This is a genomic window from Photorhabdus bodei (genome assembly GCF_003287735.1).
Taxonomy (GTDB): domain Bacteria; phylum Pseudomonadota; class Gammaproteobacteria; order Enterobacterales; family Enterobacteriaceae; genus Photorhabdus; species Photorhabdus kayaii.
Window position 1 is genome coordinate 37094 of sequence record NZ_NSCM01000018.1, and the last position, 19471, is coordinate 56564.

At 44.0% G+C, this 19471-nt stretch carries 6 protein-coding genes and 1 pseudogene; 3 read left to right on the forward strand and 4 right to left on the reverse strand.

The window, feature by feature from the left end; all coding sequences use genetic code 11:
* The first annotated feature begins 60 nt into the window (after nt 1–60).
* From CKY02_RS12250 to CKY02_RS12260, 3 genes and pseudogenes are all read left to right on the forward strand, one after another.
* Nucleotides 61–2041: pseudogene (locus CKY02_RS12250) on the forward strand (type VI secretion system Vgr family protein).
* A complete protein-coding gene (locus CKY02_RS12255) occupies nt 2038–2817 on the forward strand; it encodes a DUF4123 domain-containing protein (protein WP_112895495.1) in 780 nt (259 codons plus the stop codon). The pseudogene CKY02_RS12250 and the gene CKY02_RS12255 overlap by 4 nt, the downstream one beginning before the upstream one ends.
* Before the next feature lie 449 nt (nt 2818–3266).
* The gene (locus CKY02_RS12260; RefSeq protein ID WP_112895496.1) at nt 3267–4178 is read left to right on the forward strand and encodes a helix-turn-helix domain-containing protein; all 912 of its coding nucleotides are present in this window, start codon (nt 3267–3269) and stop codon (nt 4176–4178) included.
* A gap of 111 nt (nt 4179–4289) precedes the next feature.
* Here the strand turns inward: CKY02_RS12260 and CKY02_RS12265 are convergent, their stop codons facing one another.
* The 4 genes from CKY02_RS12265 to CKY02_RS12280 all read right to left on the reverse strand — a co-directional run bounded on the left by CKY02_RS12265 (nt 4290) and on the right by CKY02_RS12280 (nt 19449).
* Nucleotides 4290–7202 (reverse strand): RHS repeat protein, encoded by a 2913-nt coding sequence (locus CKY02_RS12265; RefSeq protein WP_112895497.1) that lies wholly within the window; start codon nt 7200–7202, stop codon nt 4290–4292.
* 136 nt (nt 7203–7338) lie between these two features.
* Complete coding sequence (locus tag CKY02_RS12270) at nt 7339–7659, reverse strand: phage holin family protein (RefSeq protein WP_112895498.1); 321 nt, start codon at nt 7657–7659, stop codon at nt 7339–7341.
* A 52-nt stretch (nt 7660–7711) separates the two neighbouring features.
* Nucleotides 7712–12136, reverse strand: coding sequence for a SpvB/TcaC N-terminal domain-containing protein (locus CKY02_RS12275; RefSeq protein WP_112895499.1), 4425 nt, complete (start codon nt 12134–12136; stop codon nt 7712–7714).
* 56 nt (nt 12137–12192) lie between these two features.
* Nucleotides 12193–19449, reverse strand: coding sequence for a Tc toxin subunit A-related protein (locus CKY02_RS12280; RefSeq protein ID WP_112895505.1), 7257 nt, complete (start codon nt 19447–19449; stop codon nt 12193–12195).
* Nucleotides 19450–19471 lie beyond the last annotated feature (22 nt).

Sequence of the window (19471 nt, forward strand, 5' to 3'; positions counted from 1 at the left end):
CTCCACCAAGGCTATATTACTAATTTATTTAAACACCAACATCAGAAATAAGGAGTCCATATGAACGATGGATTACACTTTCTCTGTCATATTATCGATTTGCCGGAGAAAACTTTTGCGGTAGCTGAATTTTCCTTGCAGGAAGAATTATCCGAATTATTTACCCTATCCTTAACAGCTGGTCAGTAAACGGGCTGATATTGATCTGGAATCATTGCTATTACAGTCTGTGAAATTCCGGGTGGTTTTCAACGATATTGAGCAACGTCAGGTTAGCGGCATTATCACACAGGCTGTACGGGGGGATACGCATGCGCATCGCACCCTTTATTACCTCACCGTCCAGCCCGCTCTCTGGCGGATGAACTTGAATCAGGACAGCCGGATTTATCATCGGCAAAGCGTGCCGGAAATTCTCACTAGTTTGCTGAAAAAACATTGCATCCTGTTTGATTGCCAACTGGATGAGTTTCATTACACACGGGAGTATGTGACGCAAAAACGGGAGTCCGATTATGCCTTCTTTGCCCGGTTAGTTGCCGAAGAAGGGCTGAATTTCTGGTTTGAAGACGACAAGCTGTTTTTCAGTGACAGCCATTTAGGAATGACGGCCAATTTACCGCTGGTCTACAACCCGCAGATAGAGACGGCCACCGAAATGAATGTGATTAATCAAGTGCGTCTGGGCGTCTCCATGACCCCGACGCGGGTCATTTATAAGGACTACAATCCCCAGAATCCCGCTTACCGCCTGACACACCGGGCCAATGTTGATCCGCGTGTCGAGGGGCAGAAAACCCTGTTTGAGCTTTTTGAAAGCTACGGCCGCTTTCAGAAAGACGCGGAGGCGAAACCGTTTGTCCAGCGCCGTCAGCAGGCCGTCGAGAATCAACGTCAGGCCGGTAGCGGGCAAAGCAACTGTTTTAAACTGATGCCCGGTAAAATCTTTGGCCTCAGCGAACACTCGGTTGATGCCATGAACACTCGCTGGCAAATCGTGACGATTCACCATTACGGCAAATGTCCGCAGGCACTGCAAGAAGGTGGCGGAGAATCAGGATTTTATCTGCATAACGAATTCAGTTTTATTTCGGGTTATAACGATTGGCGAGCGCTATATCGCTACAAACCGCTGGCGGATGGTGATGAAGTGGCAACCGTGGTTGGCCCGGAAGGGGAAGAGATTTATGTCAATGAAGAGGGGTGTATCCGCATCCATTTTCACTGGGATCGTTATGATAAAGCCGATGAAAACGCCTCCTGTTGGGTGCGGTTCGCCCAAGGCTGGAATGGCAGTGGTTACGGTTTTATGGCGGTTCCTCGTATCGGTCAGGAGGTGATTGTCTCCTATCTGAACGGCGATATTGATCGTCCGATTGTCACCGGTTGCACCTACAACGGTTTAAACCGGCCACCGTTAAATTTACCCGTTGAAAAGACCCGCACGACATTTAAAACCCAGACCCACAAAGGGGAAGGTTTTAATGAATTGCGCTTTGAAGATGAGAAAGACCGGGAGGAGATTTACCTGCACGGGCAAAAAGATCTGACCGCCCATATTCAACACGATGCTTACTGGCATATTAAACATGACCATAAACAGCGCATCGATAATAACCGCTATAGCGAAATTTCAGTGGATGATCATCAACATATCAGGGGATCGGGGAAATACAGCACCGATGGAGATGTTTCACACCGTATCTCAGGCAGTCAACATTTACAGATCGGGGATGCATTGGTGGCTGAAAGCGGTCAGGAAACACACCTGAAAAGCGGCGGTAAAATGGTGTTGGAAGCGGCGTCAGAGATTACCTTAAAAGTCGGCGGTCATTTTATACGGATAACCCCCGGCGGTATTCTGACTTCCCCTAATTTATTGGTCGGGCAAGGTTCTGCCGGTACTGGCCGTGGGTTGTCTCTGCAACTACCGGAAGGAGTTGCGCCTCTGCCGGGGGTTAAATTCCCTGCCAAACCGTTTTGTGCTGTGCTGGCTCGACAGGAAGCAAATTGGATTATTGATAATCCGGAGGATAAATGAACAAGTCAATAAATTGGCAACAGTGGCTGAGTATCCCTAATAAACCATCGGTTTTCTTTATGCTCAATTCACTCGCGAAACCTAACCCCGTGGCGCTCTTTTATAGCAATGACTGGGTAGAACAGGCTTTTCCGCTATACAGCAATACACCGATGGATCACATGCTGACGCAAAGTCCCTGGCTGGTTCAGCCCAAGTCAGGCTGTCTGTCAGTAATCGGTCATCTGCTTGATAACCATCCTCCAAGCAATAATAGTTGGGGTTGGGCTTACCGCAGTGATGAGTCATGGATACAGCAGCTTAATCATTGGCGCTCACGCCAGCAGGTGATATTACAGGAGAAACAGGTGCTTTTACGCAGTATGGATGCGCGTATCCTCAGTCAGTTATTACCGGTAATGATCGTCAGCGATTGGTCAGGGTTCCTAACACCAGTGTGTGAATTAATGATAGATACACCTGAGCCACAGATCTATTGCCGCCCCGAGAATTGTGGTCACGGTGGGAGTGAACAACCCTTTGTTTTGGGGCCTCATTTACTTGAGGCGTGGTTCCATTCTGATTACGCCTTACAAGGGCAGGTATTCGTACTTATTAGCGATTTATGGGAAAACCACGGTGAATTGGCGGAGAAACTGAATAAGCCAGAAGGGAAATTACAGGAACGGATTATTGATTGGCTGAAATCGCGTTTAGAAAGTGGAGGTAGTATTAGTCACCTGACCAATGCAGATTATTTACAGACGCTCGATGAACAATATACGGCCATTAAGTAAGAGTATGATGGTTAATATTTTACGAATTTATAAGTCGGTCATTGTGGCGATTTTAAACAAGAAGAAGTGCGGTTAACTTCTTCTTGTGAAATATTAAATTTAAATCTCTAATTAATGAAATAATGGTAAAGTCAAGTTGTGGTTGGTGTAAATTAGTAATTTATTTAATGTTATACTGGGGTTGGTTTAATGGGAATATTGTCGGTATTTTTTTAATTAATTGAAATATAAAATATGAATTTTAATTAAAATAATTAATCTAACATAGTGATAAGTTATATTTATTTTATAATCATTATACAAGTATTAAATAAATATTAATAATGGAAGTGGTGAAATCCAATATCAATTAATACATGTCCTAATGTAAAAGAATGCAAAGTAGAAACATCATTGTCATGTTCTATGGTTAATATTCTATTTCTGGAATGAAAACAAGAGGGTATGTGATGATATTTTGTTCAAAGCAACTAAAGTATTTTATGGAATCAGCTAAGAAAGAGTCATTCACGTTAGCAGCGGATACGCTTTGCATTACTCCCTCTCCACTTAGCAGGCTCGTATATCAACTGGAACAGCGTGTAGGTTGCCAATTATTTGAACGATTACCGGGAAAAACAAAGCTTACGGAAGAGGGTAAGGCATTATATCAGGAGTTGTTGCCGTGTTATGAAAGGATTCAGAAAGTTGAGGATAACTGGAATTGTCGTCAAAATTATAAATTATCAAACAGAGACAAACTGGTTATTGGCACAAGTGGAGAATATGTTAACAAGATATCTACAGTCGTAAAAAGAGCGGTGCAACGTTATCATTACCGTGATATTTGTATAATCAACAATTTTCTCTTTGATGATTTAATAAGGCAAGATGCGGTATTTTCTTCCTTAATAAAAGGAGATATAACGGTTTATGTGACGACTGAATGTTATCCAGATAATGATGATATCATCAGGATAGATGGTGCTTATCAAAAGTTGTCTCTTGCCGTATCCAATGATATTTTAGAACCAGAGAGTCATGTTGATGAAATAATATATAGCTTTCCTTTGGTTCAGCATAATAGTACCTTTTTAAAACAGTGCGATAATTTTATGCCATTGAATTATCTGCCTGAATACCAGAATTTAGCGTTATTGACGATCCCTGATTTTACTAATAGATTGGATCTGGTAAAAGCGGGTGTCGCGATAAGTTTAATGACAGCTAATGAAATGCGCTACTCTACCCATATTGATAAAAATATAGCATTTCTGGATTTTGAATCACGTCCAGCACCATCGGTAAGGTATTGTGCTTATACTCTCAGGAATAAATATAAAGAGCCATTAAATTCATTAATTTCTGATTTGATATTTTAAATATTATCATAATTATATGATGTTTAATGTTAAAATAATTTATTAACATTCAATAAAATAATAAGAATAATCAAGCCATGAGATAAATATTCTCTCATGGCTTGTTCCTAATTATTTCTGGATAAAGTTTATTTTACTATTGTATCCTTTTCTATAAGCGTGGCGAATTTCAGAGAAAGTTATTGCCTCGGCATATTCATTCGGGCCTTCTTTCCTTCTTTTTCCTGTTTTCCAAGGCTTGTCTGAATTTAGTTGCTCGATAGTCAATTTTTCACCGTTATATCCAGCCATAACAAATCTGAAATCAGGTGATGCTAATTGTTTTATAAACCAATCCATACCTAATTTACTTGTTTGTCTAAAGAATGCCGTTGCAATAGTATTTTTTAGCCATGATTGATCTGCTGCGGATAAAGTGCTTTCAAGTTCTCCTGCATTTCCTGCGGAAGCAAATTTCGTTAATATATCTCTCTGCCTTTGAATAGTGAAATCGCTACCATCACTATTTTTTAAAATAAATGCGTCTAATTTCTGGAATCGTTTTTGGCCGGATAACCCACTGAAAAGTCCCTTTGACGGTAGAAGATTTTTTATTTTACTTTGAATATCTAATTTTCCTTTATTTTCTACCATATGAAAACTCCATGACGCAGTGTAAGCATATTGTTGTTCATAGGCTTCCTGTTTAATTTTATCCGTAGCTGAATCCGCCTTTATACCTATAGCATCCAGATATTTACGTGAGTTAATTCTTATATTTTTCTCATTCAATTTAGGTGGACTGTCTTCTTTAAGATTTTGAGAAATTCTAAAATAATCAGACAGACTTAATTCACCCATGATACCAAGCCCGGCATTATATTCATCGATGGTAACAGGATTCTTATTAGCCGCGAATGCCTTCCCCATTTCTGATCCGCGGTGATGGCTGAAACCATATATCACAGTGTGTTCGACATCTTTAATTTCAGGTGCTCTACCATCAGTATCATGATATTTAATGGGATTATTCCTCACCATGCGATATAAATTCAGCCCATCGATTGTTCCCGCTGGATCGGCACTTAACCATCGTCCTATCCACGGTTGGTAATACCGATAGCCGTAGTAATACAACCCGGTCGCATCCCGCTCTTTGCCTGAATAACGGATGGTTTTATAACTGGCTTCTGTCTGATTCCTTGCTGCCCATAATGCCGTGCCACCATAAGGATAGTACTCTTCCTCACTGATAATCTGTCCTTCGCTATCTAATTCAAGTTGACTAGAGCCGATAAGATTATCGTAGCTGTAACGTAACTGATTATTGTCGATAGCTTCCGGTTTACCGCTATCCCAATGCAATACTCGTACCTGCGCCCGGCCCGCTTCGCCTACGGTGATAACTTGCAAATCTTCGGTTGTGGTCGTGCTGTTTTGTGTTAGACGAAGTTCCAGGCTCGGTAAATACGTTATTCGCTGTATTTGAGCGTTGTTGCTGGTCCGTTGTTCATTGACTTTTAATACCCTTCTTCCGTTACCGTTATAACGATACCATTCCCGATCATCATTGGCGCTGTTGTCCCGTTTAACCAATGTTACTTGTTGCAGTTCACCGCGAATATTCCAGTTCAGGTTTTGTCCCGGTATCAAGGTATTTTGATGTCCGCCTACATCAAACAAAGCATCTACTTGCGCTGGATCTTCGGTCAGTGTGCTTAACACTGCGCGGTTACTGCGATTTGAAACCGTTATATTGGTGGTGTAGTTATTTTGCGTAGCCGGTGAACTGTGCTGGATTTTGTTCAGATTTCCGCCACAGTCATAAGTATAAGTACGGGTATAGTTGGTATAGGTGTTGTTATCAGAAGGTAGCGCGGGTGAGGGAAATTGGTGACTTTGTTGACCTATATTCGCCATTTCGCGCCCGGTGGCACTGATAAGCTGATACAGGGAATCGTAGGTATAAGTGTTTTCCGGCACCACTTTCTGATTGTGCCAAAAGCGGGTAGCTTCTGCGTCATTACGGATACTGATGACATTGCCTACCGGGTCATATTCATAGCGCAGATCTTGCAGCACTTTAGTGTCTGACGGATTGGCATCTGACGAACGGCGGGTTTTGATACCGATAAGCCGTTGGGTTTCCGGTTCATAACTATATTCAGTAATAACACCATTGCCGTGTTCCTCGCGTAATTTTTGTCCGGTAGCGGAATAGGTCAGGGATTTAATAATCACTTGTTCCGTCTGGCCTTTTAATGTTAGCCAGCTCCCGTTTAGCCGCCCGGCCACATCGTAAGCTAGCCTCTGAATGTTTCCTTTGGCATCGGTCTGAGTCAGTAAAGCGCCGGTGGCATCGAAGGTGCTCAGGATGGTGTAGATGTCATCAGCCAGCATGTTTTGCCAGACAGTTTCGTTATCACCTGTCCAGTTTGCCTCTTGAGTGTCGATCAATAGTTGGCTGGATTGAGATAAAACAGTACCGGTCAGTGATAAACTCTCCAACCGGGTAACTCCCGCCGTGTCATAGTGGCGCACACACTGGCCGGCAAGGTTATGGTTTTTCTCTGCTTCGCTATTGCCAGCCCAAATCAAGCGTTCGGTGATATGGGATGTTTTTTCCTCTGGTATTTGTTCGGTAACAGATAACAGACGACCGGGCAGAGAAGAAATTTCATATTGCCGGGTTTGTATGACACCTGTTGCAGTCACTGTCAGCAGCGGACGGCCTTCAATATCATTCAAGGTGACAGTGCGACCTGCATCAATGCTCTCTGTACGTAGGGAATTACCGGTCAAGTCATACTGCCAAAGAAAATTGGGTTTGATCGTACTGTTGGTTTGTCTGACCTCATATAGGCGCGGATCGATGCTTTGACTTAGGTGTCCGTGAGCATTGTATTGATGGCGGGTAATACGGGTATCGGTATCACCGTTTGCGGTGGTACGGTGAAAATCGATATTACGGATCGTCAAACCACGGTTGTCTTGGACGTTGACGATAGGGGTTTTTTGATAAAGTTTGGGATCAATGTTTTTCATGAGTTACCTCGTTGTTGTGTGTAATCCTTTCTGCAATCGCAATTTTTGTCTGCATGTTAGTTTTCTTACGATAGTGTAGTAGATAATTTCCCAGTTTAGCTGGAGACAGATGGTTTGCTGTGGCAGTGGGCATACCTTATTGCTTCCTTCCATGATCATGATGATGCGTAATGAGGCGGCGCCAGAGCCAATTCAGTCCGGTACTTCCTGTTGTGCCGAATAGACCTGCAATCGCAAAAGTCATATAGATACTGCTGCCACTTTCAAAACTCAGCAGTCCTCCCAGTACACCGGTAAAACAGGAGATGATGAGTTGACAGAATACGTTGATCCAACTCCATTTATATTGTTTGTGTTGCATATCAATGAGGTACCTTACTAACCCGCCCCAGGCCGCAATAAAACCAATGATCAACCAGATAATAAGTTGAGTATCTGACGGTATTATGAACAACACCTTTCACCTCTATCTATGTTTCCCGCCTGTCAGCCAGGCGGGGTTGATCAAGTTACATCTTTACCTTTTTCACCTCAGCGGCTGTGTCATTTTCATCTTCATTGACAGTAAACCAGGGAGTGAACAAGGTTCGACGGAACCAACCTTTTGCGGTGATAACCTTGATTTCTCGACCAACGGGATCATAGACATGGGTATCCGCATAAGCTTCTTTTTCCCGCCGGGCACTGTCATTACTGACGTATCGCCAGTCATTGAGGAAATAGGGCTGATAGGTGCGTATCGGTTGTCCCTTATTGTCATATTCCGTCCGTCCGGTCACTGCCCAACGATTCTCGGTATTCTTGACACTTATAATCAGAGAACCATCTTCATTACGTTGCCAGGCCAAGCCTGCCTCATGTCGGGCAGCAGCTTGCAGCAAGCGGCCAAAGCCATCACTAAACGCCACCTGTTGACGGATCTGTTGCTCAGGATCGTGATCATAACGATCTGTCGTCAATGTCAGGCTGTGAGGAGGTAAACGGGTACTGTTGTTCAACAAGTTGAATTGCTGATGGGTTGCCTTTTGGCTTTGTACCCAGCGGCGATAAGCCAGTGTGCAGATACGTCCATCTTCGGTGATGATTTGGGCGTTGTATAACTTTTGCCAATCTTGTTCTGCCAGTCGATTGAAGGTTTTCTGACTTAATACTGGCATCCAGCTTTCTGGTGCGTAGACCTGACACTGTGCTACAGGGAGCGGTTTTTTTAACTCAATAGCGGCATTAACATCGGATGGTGGAGAAAATGATGCTTTTTCCGGTGAGGAATAACCTGTCATCTTGCCGTTTTCAGTTCCCCAAAAGCGTAGTGTGATTGGTCGGCCCAACGCATCCAGTGTGATAAGGTGCTGATTGTCATTGACATCCGTGAGTTGCACAGGAGTCAGAAAACGCCAGTCATATCTGGCTGAGGTTGTTAGTCCAGCAGCATCCCGGGTTTGTATCACAACGCAATAGTTTGTATCCCAGGTAAGGGTGATTTTACCGGTGAGTTGGGTGTTGCTCTGTTTTTGCGGGCACCAGAACTGTGCCGCTGTACCGTAATCGGTATAGCCGTGACGGGCTACCCAGACTATGTTTTCACCAATACGAGGGAATAGGTAATTGGCCTGTCGATATCCAGCTTGCTCCAGCGTCGTTGGTAATTTATCGGACGGGATGCTCCCATTAAATGCTGATAATGTGGACTGATTGAATACTGTTGTCTCGGTAAAGGCAATCAGAGCTTGCCGTGTTGGTGTTTGCAATGGCGCTGCATTTTGTCCGTCGGTATAAACGGTTTGTTGCTGGCCAAGGTATTCACGTGGTTTATCGTCCGCGATCAGGCTATTTTTATCACTCAGAAGTTCCAGATTTAAACCACCAGCAGGTACATTTTCAGCGTCATAAGTAAAGATATCACTGCGGGTACTATCCGGTAATCCCAACACTCGAACGGTATTGTCGGTCAGATGATGCCAACTGGATTGTTGATAGGTGAGCCGTAATTGGCGTTGTTGGTCATCATAGCTGTTGGCTAACAACTTATCAGGCAATGTATCAGGATACAGATTGATTGCCGGTTGCTGGCGGCGCGGATACTGTACCGAAAGCTGTTTTTGCGGCTGACCAAATCGATCACTGGATAGCGTAATATCTTGGCTGCATTGCGGGTCGCTGGTGATACGCTCGTAATGATAGTTGCGGCTTTCAACTACAGATGACCAAAGTACAGGGTATCGGCTGTCGGTATGCTGTAATCGACGTACCTGTGAACGAAATTCAGTGACAGTATAGGGAACGTGTTTATTTGTACTGTCGTCCAATCCGTACAGTTCACTACGTAGCAGTTGACCTTTCAACGCGCGGTTGAACCAGTACCGACTGTTATCATCTTCCGGTGTTAACGGAACATCTTTGTTATCTTGCCAGGTCGTAAAGCGCGGTGAGAAACCGGCAAAAGCCTGATCATCACGCCAATACTCGGTTGATAATGCGTTATCTATCACCGGCAGCCCGGTGGCATACCAGTTTTTGGTCTGCGCGGGTGGTGTGCGTTCTGGCGCGTTGCCTTGAGCCAGTTGATGGCTGTCTGTCTGCTCTACATAACCAAATCCGCGAAATTCCCGCTCGCGTCCATCCCAAGCGCCACGAGCATAACGCAGTGTTGTGACTAATTTGTTGCCGCTGATTTCATCTTCTGTTTCCGTTTGCCATAGGGTGTGGACCGGGAAGGGTAGATAGCAAACCGGTGTTTGTCCGGCAGCCAGCGCCGCGGCTTTTTCATCCAGCCAGAATTGGGCGGAACTGCGGTAACGTAAGGTGTGATGAGCCCCCATATTGTTGTTCATTTCATTGAGTAACCACGGCTTCATGTTGGTCAGATCGCAGCGCCAGTGATGGGGAGACATATGCGGCACGCTCAGTATCAGGCTGGCGACGCCTAATCCTTGTACATCGGCTACTTGTAACTGACAGGTATGATCAAAACGCAGACCTTCCGGGAAGAGCAATGTCACCGGTTTAGCAAAGCCATTGCCACTTTTATTCAGGAAGATATCCAGACGGTTGGTGTGAATATAAATCAGATCAGTTGGGCCGCTGCCATCCAGATCGGCCAGATAAACTTGAGACGGGTTAAATATAGCTTCTAGCTGGCTGAATCCCGGTAGGGTGATGGGTTGACCAAAATGTCCGTGCCCCAGATTAGGCCAGCAGGTGACTTTAGTCGCGCTCACTTCAACCAGATGCGCCTGACCGGAACCCAATACATCACTAAACGCCACCAACTTACGCGGATCGGCACCGGGTATTGGCAGTGTGATATCGCCGGATTGCACCACATTTTTCCCTTTGGCAAAGCCGTCGCGGGTATTGGCATATAAACGCACACTCTTAGGGCCGATGAGTACCAAATCGGATAGCCCGGCTCCCATTAAATCGGCGAGTTGCGCGTGCGGATGGGTATATTCCACCGGCAGAGCATTGAGTGGGGTAAAACGTGTCCAACTGCCATCCGGGCGTTGACTATGATATCCCCGTAATCCCGGTCCGGTGATAACCCAGTCAAGTTGGCCGTCTCCGTTGATATCCACCAGCGAGGCGTTACTTTGCAAGGAAGGGATAGCAGACAAAGGCTGCATTTTTTCCCAAGTGACGGTATCTGAGCCAATTTCACCCAAGCGCTGTGCGGAACGGTACCACCAGGCGTTTTTATCCTGATATAGCAGGCCCGGTAATCCTTCGCCTTTTAGATCAACTAGTTGCCAGCGCTGAATAGAGTTGAAATTAGACAGAACGTCCATCGGCTGCCAGTGAGCGTTATGTTGCGGTGAAAAATCCTGATACGCCAATTCTAATGGTGGCAGGGTGACGGCAGTACCGTCTTGCTCGTGTCCCACTCGACGAACAAATGCCAGCGTGCTGGCGATTTCGCTTTCGTTATAATTGAGTATCAGGCGTGAAACCAGCGTTGGTCCGTTGTGTTCTTTTATCTTATTATCCAGCGCTTGCAGGTGATGGTACATCAATACCTGACGGCATAAGCGGCGGGTACGAATCTCAAAGCCATATTCATAACGGGAAAAACGGTCCTGACGACAAAGCCAGTTACCCGTTGCTGTAAATGCTGGTGGCATTTTCAGGTTGTTACTGCGTTCGCCGTAATCAAATACCAGATAGAACAACCAATCTGCTTGTGATGGGGCGCTGCCATCCAGACAGGGTAACGTTTCGCTGGCTGTACGGTTGCCGTAATAGACGATGTGTAAATAACGTTGCGCTGTAGCCTGTGAATGGTGCGTAATTTCATCTGCTTCGCAACCTGTGTCATCTTCGGCGCGATATTGATAATAAATTTGTTCGCCACGTGGTGATACAGAGGCTTCCAGCAGCCATTGTGCTGTTTGTGTCGTTTTGGATGGGTTGCTGATCCGCGCTTGCGGTGATTTACCCAGTAGATGCACCTGCCCATCTGGGCTATATATCAACCAAAAGTCTTTTTTGCCTGTTGTCTTGGGCTGCCAATATTCCAATCGGCTGAAATGACTTTCCAGACGGGAACGGTATTCGGTAACGGTGAAGGTAGCGCCTAGGTTGATACCGTGTAATGTCGATTCATCACGCGGTTGATCCGCTACTACCAGTACTTCGCCTTCCGGCCCAAGGAAAGTATCGGTTTCGTTATAATGGGGAACGCCAAAATGGGTGCGTCGGCGGATGGTCATAACGTTGCAATCCCAACCCAGACCAAATGGACTGTTACCGGCACCGCTGTTGTAGTTTAAGGCGAGTGACGGGGCATAACCGCGCCCGGCAGAAATAGGCAATGGTAGAGATAGCGCGGCCATACCATCCGGTCCGGTGGGGGTTAACGCTTCCCCCATTCCCGTGATAGCGCCTCCCCCTTTGGGCAATGATAGTTCTGTAATACTAAAATCTTGTGAATTTTGCATGAAAGACTCCTTGCAGGCCCCATTTAGGGGCCTGTTTTAGCACTTAATTGAAATCGTTATTGGCGAATGGTGTAGCGAATATGCAGAATGATGTCGCTTAGACTCTCCAGCATGGTTTGTTGTTTGCCCTCTTTGCTTCCTTCACCAATTGCATTTGGGAAGCTCAATGTCAGCGTACCTTTATCGATGTCGATTCCTTCAAACGGCAGGAATTTTCCATCGTTGAAATCCAACTGGAACTGGCCGCTGTCATTCATTCCATGAGAAACCGCCAACGATTTGCAACTTTCGGTTAATCCAGTGACATCTCCGCTGTAAGACAGAATCGCCTGTACATCCTGATAGGGGCCTAACAGTGTTGGCAGGGTGACACTGATCTGTTTAATTCTGCGAACGTTACCGACTCCACTACCTTCTGGGTAATCGTGACAAATTTGTAAGTCAGCTAACGAAATAGACGCTTGCAGAGAAGTTTTGGCGCTTTTGGTACCAAACTTCAGGACATTATTTCCGCTACCGGCAGTGCCTAATTTATTCTTCACCAGTTCTGCAATTTTCTCAGTCAGGGAAAATTGACTTTTCTCTTTATAGATATTTGCCAGTGAAACGGTACGTTCTACTTCCAGTACGCGTTGATCCTGTTTCAGATGCGCGTCTTCCATTTGTGCCAGATTCAGCATTAAGGTTTCTCCCGCCAGCAAACCGGCATGGGTTCCTTGCCAGGCACCGGGTTTGATAAAACTTGCCGTGGTGTCATTAGTCTCCCAGCGATAGGCCATTTCAGCCATCAAACAGCGAGCTACCGTTAAATCATAGAACTGGAAGTAAATGGCGGACAGCCGACCACGCAGCCAGTTGTACAAAGCTTGATTGCTGAACTTATGTTGTAGGAACAGCAGTTGTGCTTGGGTTTGTTCCTGTTGCGTTTTCAGGCTGGTTTTCTGCAACACCGCGGCTTCACGGCGTACTACTAGTGATTGAAGCTGAGCATCGATTTGTTTCAGCTCTGTCTCGGCGTTATTACGCTGAATTTCCCATTCCTGACGACGCCGACGGTAGGCTTCAGACTGGCTGATTTTATCCGCTTCGGTGTTGATGACACTGGCGGAGAATTCCATGACATTACCTGTGGCTTGGGCGATCGCACCCCAATGGCTACCACCATCAGCGAAGCCAAAGATGTTGGGGGCCAGATCAAGTGCAGCGCCCGCCAGATGTGATGCTTGAAGGGCAGTAGAGATGCCAGCGACGGAAGCACGCAACGCCATCGCCTGTTTTTCACCCGCGTTGATGTCTTCATTGTAGAATTTGCTGTAGCTATCAAAACGTGATTGGGCTCCGGCGCGTGTTTTTTCTAGCACAGTTTTTTCAACATCCAGCTCTTCAATGGTTTTGTCCTGTATGCTGAGATTGGTCAATACCAGTTCCGCCGCATGATTCTGTAACAGTGTGTTTAATGCCTCTGCATCCTGACGTTCGATAATATTTTGTAATGTGGAGCCGAATTGAGTGAGCTGACTGACCATGCCGCGGGCGTTTTCCAGCATGTGTGGGAAACGCCACAGTGACATAAATGACGCTGGCATATTGCTTCCGCCCTGTGAGCTGGCAACAGCGGCACTGAGTAACGCTTTTGGATCGGCTGGTGTCGCAAAAATAGGCAGATGCAAAGGTTGACCATCAATAGAGAGGTTATGGCGCAGGTTATACAGCCGTTGTTCCAGTTTCTGCCAATAGCTCAGCATCGCTTCGTTGACCTGTGGCAGGAAAAGATCTGTATTGCTTCCACCTGTAGACTGGCCTTGTCGTAAATCTGCTACTGCTTTGGCATGTGTCTTTTGTTTCTCAAGATCCGCGGCCTCTTCTAGTTCTGGATCATTCCATGTTGAACTGAGTGGTAAATGAGGTTTATCGCCTAATAGATGCAGAGCTTGCATATACCACATTTTGGCTTCGGCGAGTGTGTCCCGTTCTAATTGGCGATAGGCGTAATCTCCCTGTTCGATCAGCAGATCAAGGGTGCGCATAAAGGTGGCGATTTTGTAGTGCATTGGATCATGTTGAGCTATGGCATCAGGATCAAATGTATCTAATGGATCATCGTTCCAACTGGTGTCCTCTTGTAATGGGCGGACATTCCAGTAGTAATGTTGCTTCTGACCATTGACAATATGACCAGATGGGTTCCAGACATATTTCAGCCAACGGTTAGCTTCATCGAAGTTTTGTTCGTGCAGCAAACGCTGAGCAATCAACATCGGGGTATAGTAGAACAGTTCCCAGAAGTAGAGGCTGTTAGCGCCGTTGAAGTCCATTGGTTCGCTACTCACATTATTTAGGACATTGACGCTTTCAAAATGGGTCAAAATGGAGCTGGGGTTTATTACTACTACCCCTTTATCATCCCTAATAAAGTGGGGCCCCCACCAAGTACCATCTGATAGCGATTGCTTGAAGGTCATATAAACCTTGGCGTGGTAATCTCGATTCAATGGAACGTCATCAAGAGGAATAAATAATGTGATGCTTATATTTGTATCTTTTAGCTGGCCTGAATAGATAATATGTGAGTCATTATCAGCGACATGTTTGATATATAGCTTAAACCAACGTTCATCACCATGAGTTGATGGGTTATAGGGAGGTATTACGAATGTAGCATAGAAACCTTTGCCTAATTTAGGCTCCTGAATATTCTGAGTTTCCATGCTCAAAATAGTGTCGATCCCCGCGTTGGCGCGGCTAATTAATTTACGGGCAAACAGCGTATTAAGGCGAGTACGATAGGCTCCCCATTGCATATATTGTGCCCCGCTTGGATCGCTGTGAAGGGATAGGACATTATTAGTTTCCGCCTTTTTGATAATACGAATACTGAAGTGTTCTTCTCCCAGCTTACGATAATCTTTATCACCTTCAAATTTCTCAGCAGATGCTGTAAAAGTGACATCAATACTTGCTTCATTATTATTATATGTCAGCTTGGAGACATCTATTTCTTTGAGAGCTTTAAATTGATAATACATTTCTTCGAAGTTAGGGGTTGGCTCAGTAGGTACATTGTTGTTCTCGCTTGCTATAAACGTTTCTTCTTTGATACCGGTAGCCTTTATTATGACTTTAACATTTGAAGACTTAATATCGGTATTAATAAACATTGGTCCAGAAACATCAGTGTCAATACCACCGTGGTCATCCATATAGAAATATTCTTTGAATGGATTGTTGTCACTATGTTTATTATCAATATAACCATAGTTACCACTAATGTTACCGCCAGTGGTTACGGACATTTCTTGAGAGCCAGAGAGAAGGTTAGGGAGCCAGGCTCTTACAAAGTTAGTGGCACTATCCCGATAAAACAGTAGCTTCCCTTTTTCGGGGGTGTCTCCATATTGATAAACAGGGTAGATAAATTTTTTATTTGATAAATTATTCGGGTTAATACCTAGCGTGGTATAAATAATAAATTTATCACCGAGCTTGCCGTATTTCTTCATCAGATTGCATTGATTACGTTGTCGACCTTCATATCCATTATGAATAATTCTTAACCTCGGCGAAATTTGGATTTTTGAACCATTTAATTGGGGACGGGTAATTAAAATACTCCCTCCGTATACCATACTCAGGTAGCCTTCGCCCCAATCATAACCGTTATTACTGTTTACTGATGAAGGGATTTCGTAGCTTTCTGCATAGCGGTTATTGACTCTTATAACACTATTGGTTTCAGTACGGGTATCAAGCTGTTTATAGATATTAGTTTTATAATTATCAGGCACCATCTCTTCTTGTGACATATTAGAGGAGATATATAACCCTTGCATGGTAGCCTGTTTATAATCTGCTTGTTCGGGCCGTTTTTGATAAAATATGACCAGCAATTTATCTTTGCCTTGATAACTTGCACAATAGAGCCCTAACATTTTATTCGGTTCTAGATTTAGATCAGATATTTTTTTATCTACATCAAAGGTAATTGGTGTATTCCAGGTGCCGTCATAACGAATATGTGCCGATTTCAGTTCATAATGATAGCTTGTGGTCGTTTTGCTTCCTTGTTTGACATCTTCTCCTTCTGCTCGATTAGTTACCTTCTTCTGTTCCAGCCAGATAATATACAGGCGGGATTGGTAGACTACCGGGCGGATAGTATCTTCGTAGGGATTAATTGGGCAATCAATTTTGTGCCACTCGCTCCAGGCATTAGCGGGGAATTTACCTTCGCTGAATTTATTGTGATCCACACTGCGCCAATAATATTGATTCACTTCCGTTTTACTGCGTCCGATAAAATAGGTCAATCCTTGGTCATTATTAATGTTGTCATGATAGGCGCTGATGACTTCCAGATTAGCCACCTGTTCGAATGACGTTAGATAAGATTTAAAGGCATCTTCTACGGTATCGATATTTAATTGGCTTTGGCTGATGGATTGCAGTAGCGTATCCATCATTTTTGTCTGGCCGATCCGCAATGTTGGATCGATGTAATTTTCAGGATAGTAAAGGAGCTTAGCAATACCAGCCCAAGTGCTATAGCGTTTGTTGTATTTATCCCAGTTAGTGAAGAATGAACGGCTAGTGACACTTGTGTCGGTATCTCCCTCCATATTTTTCAATGCGCGGTTAATATACAGTTGGATACTGGCGATAGCTTCCGCAATCTCCGTGGTTTTGATGGCGGCGGAGACTTGGTTATCGATCAATAGGTATTGATATAGATCATCACGGTCTTTAATTACCGTATGTTTTCTTTCTTCTCGATCTTTTTGGTTATGAGAATAAATATAGTATGTACTTAACGCAGCACTGCGAGACTCATCCAAAGACGCATGCAGGGCATTGGCTTTTTGGATGTCCAGCCCGGCGGTTAATGTCGCCGCGACGTTTTCCCATTGGGTATAGCCAGCGGAGGATTCTGCGGTCAGTACTTGCTCTAGTGTGGAAACGCCTTGTGGCGAGATGTTCAATTGACGCGAGATGTTAATCCACTGCAATAGGCTGTCGATAGATGACCAGTTGGATAAATCAGTTTCTGCCTGGGTCTTGGCTTGTTCCAGTAGATTTTTATCAAGATTCATGGCGTTAGCCAATGATTCTGCCGTTAATGTTTCTTTTTCAAATTTGGTCAGTACAGAAGAGGCGTTTTCACTCAGTGAATTAACCCAATCAGTAAAACGCGTTAGTGTTGTCAGTGTTAATACATCATGTTTTGGTGTTGCTGGTGTTGTCTCGGTTTTAGTGACAAAACGTTGAGGGTTTTTCACAAACAGATTTAAGGCGTTTTCGTTAAGGCCGGTGGAACGGTAAATAAACGCCAGTTGTGCCAGGCATTGGCAGTACTGGACAGCTTGTTGAATTAGTGTAATTTTTTCAGTTGTTTCAGTTGCTTTCAATTGAGTTTCAATGGGTTTTTTCCGCAACCAGTTCCAGAATGAATCTGCCGTCATTTTGTTTTCTTTGCCAGAGTTTAGTTTATCTGCCCAGGCCAGCACGGAGAGAGCAACATTCTCAGATGGCAATTGCAGAGCGGCGGCGATATAAGGAGATATGGCTTTGGGCAGATTTTCCTTGATTTTTAGCAAATTCTCTTTAATTGCTGGCAGATCTTCTCCGGCTTTCAACAGATATTTCTCGTGTTTTTTCAGATTTGTCTCGTATCCCTTCTGATTATTCTCGGCTTCTAGCGGATTTTTATTGGCTTCCAATAGACATTTCTCGGCTGCTAGCAGATATGTCTCGGCTTTTGGCAAATTATCTTTATCTTCTGGTAAGCTTTCTTTGGCTTTCAGTAGATTATCTTTGATTTTTAGTAGATTATCCTTGTCAAAATTCTGCAAGCCATTGTAGATGGTATCCAGAAGGTTATGTATTTCCGGGGTTAGAGTTTCGTTATATTTATCGGTCGTCATCATAAACAGCTGATATACACTCCATTTTCGTGTACGTAGCCAGCCAGTGACAGCATAGAGTTTTTCAATTAGAGCAGCCAGATTATCATGAGTAATCTCAGATAAATTGGTTGTTCCTTCATTTATGATTTCCAGAAGTAAACTCAGTTCATCAATAGTTAACTGATGGATGTCTGCTAGTAATTTGGTTAGATCGGGATGAGAAGGATTTTCTGAAATGGGTGCTTTGCACAGTATTAATGCAGTCTCAGCATCAATACCATAACGTTGCATATAGTATTTAATACGAAAGATTTTTTTTAACACTTCTTTATTGATGTTGAATTCTGGACTGATGCTGCGGAGGATGCCACTTAATACCGTCGGTGATAAGTTTATGGCTTTGAATAGACGAATAAATTTATTAAGTTTCAACAGAGCGCGATAATCAGGTGTTTCAGTAGTATGCGATGCAAGCTTGGTAATTGTTATTTCTTCTTCTGGGAGAAGTATAGTTCTTATTTTAATAAAATCGCTAGACTCTTCATCACTCAGATTGTAATAACTTTTCAGATATTCAAGTTTTTCTATCAGAGAAGGTTTAATATCACCAAAATTATTCTTATAAAGAGTTTCAGCAGTAGATTCGGTAATTTCTTCTGTCAGAATAGTAAATAACTCTGGTGAAACGGATGCATTAATATCCAACAGGGAAGCTTGATACTTCAATGGAGAGAGTGTTGTTTCTGGAAATACACTTAATTGCTCAAATACTGGAGCCTGTAATTGAATAATCTTATGTACACTTTCATAAGCATCGTGATATGGCATTGAGCCAGAAGTGCGGAAAGTAGATAATTTTTCCACCACTTTAGCGTGGCTGTCCAATTCAGGTTGAGCCTTAATGCTGTTTAACAACATGTTATTAGACAGAGAAAGCGTGGAAATCTCCGTATTCATATTTTTCTGGCTGAGTACCAATGATTTTAGATCTGGGCGGCGCGTATCCAGATGATAAATGGAACTTTCAGCATGTAAATTTCGTGCCTGACGATAAAGTTCAGTCAGATACGCAGCAGGAGAAAACATGGAGGAAATTGCGCTAGGGGCTGCATATTTGCTGGCGCGATTGCCAAATCGGCTATTATAACCTTGCTGGTCAGCATGAGGTGTTGTCAGGGCAAGATGGACCGCACTTTGTAAATGAGGATTGGCACGTTTCAGAATACGGGCTTCATGCAGGATATTATCCTTTTGCATCTGCTGTGCTTCAAGATATAAGCTCTGGGTCTGTGACCATGAGAGTTTGTCCTTCACTTTTTTGCGAAGTTCGTCAAAAGAGAGATGGCAAATATCGGTTAGATTATTAAAATCTGCTCCTAACGCTTGTTGATATTCGGGTTTGAGTGTGTTCATGTTTATTCCTTTTAAATGTTGA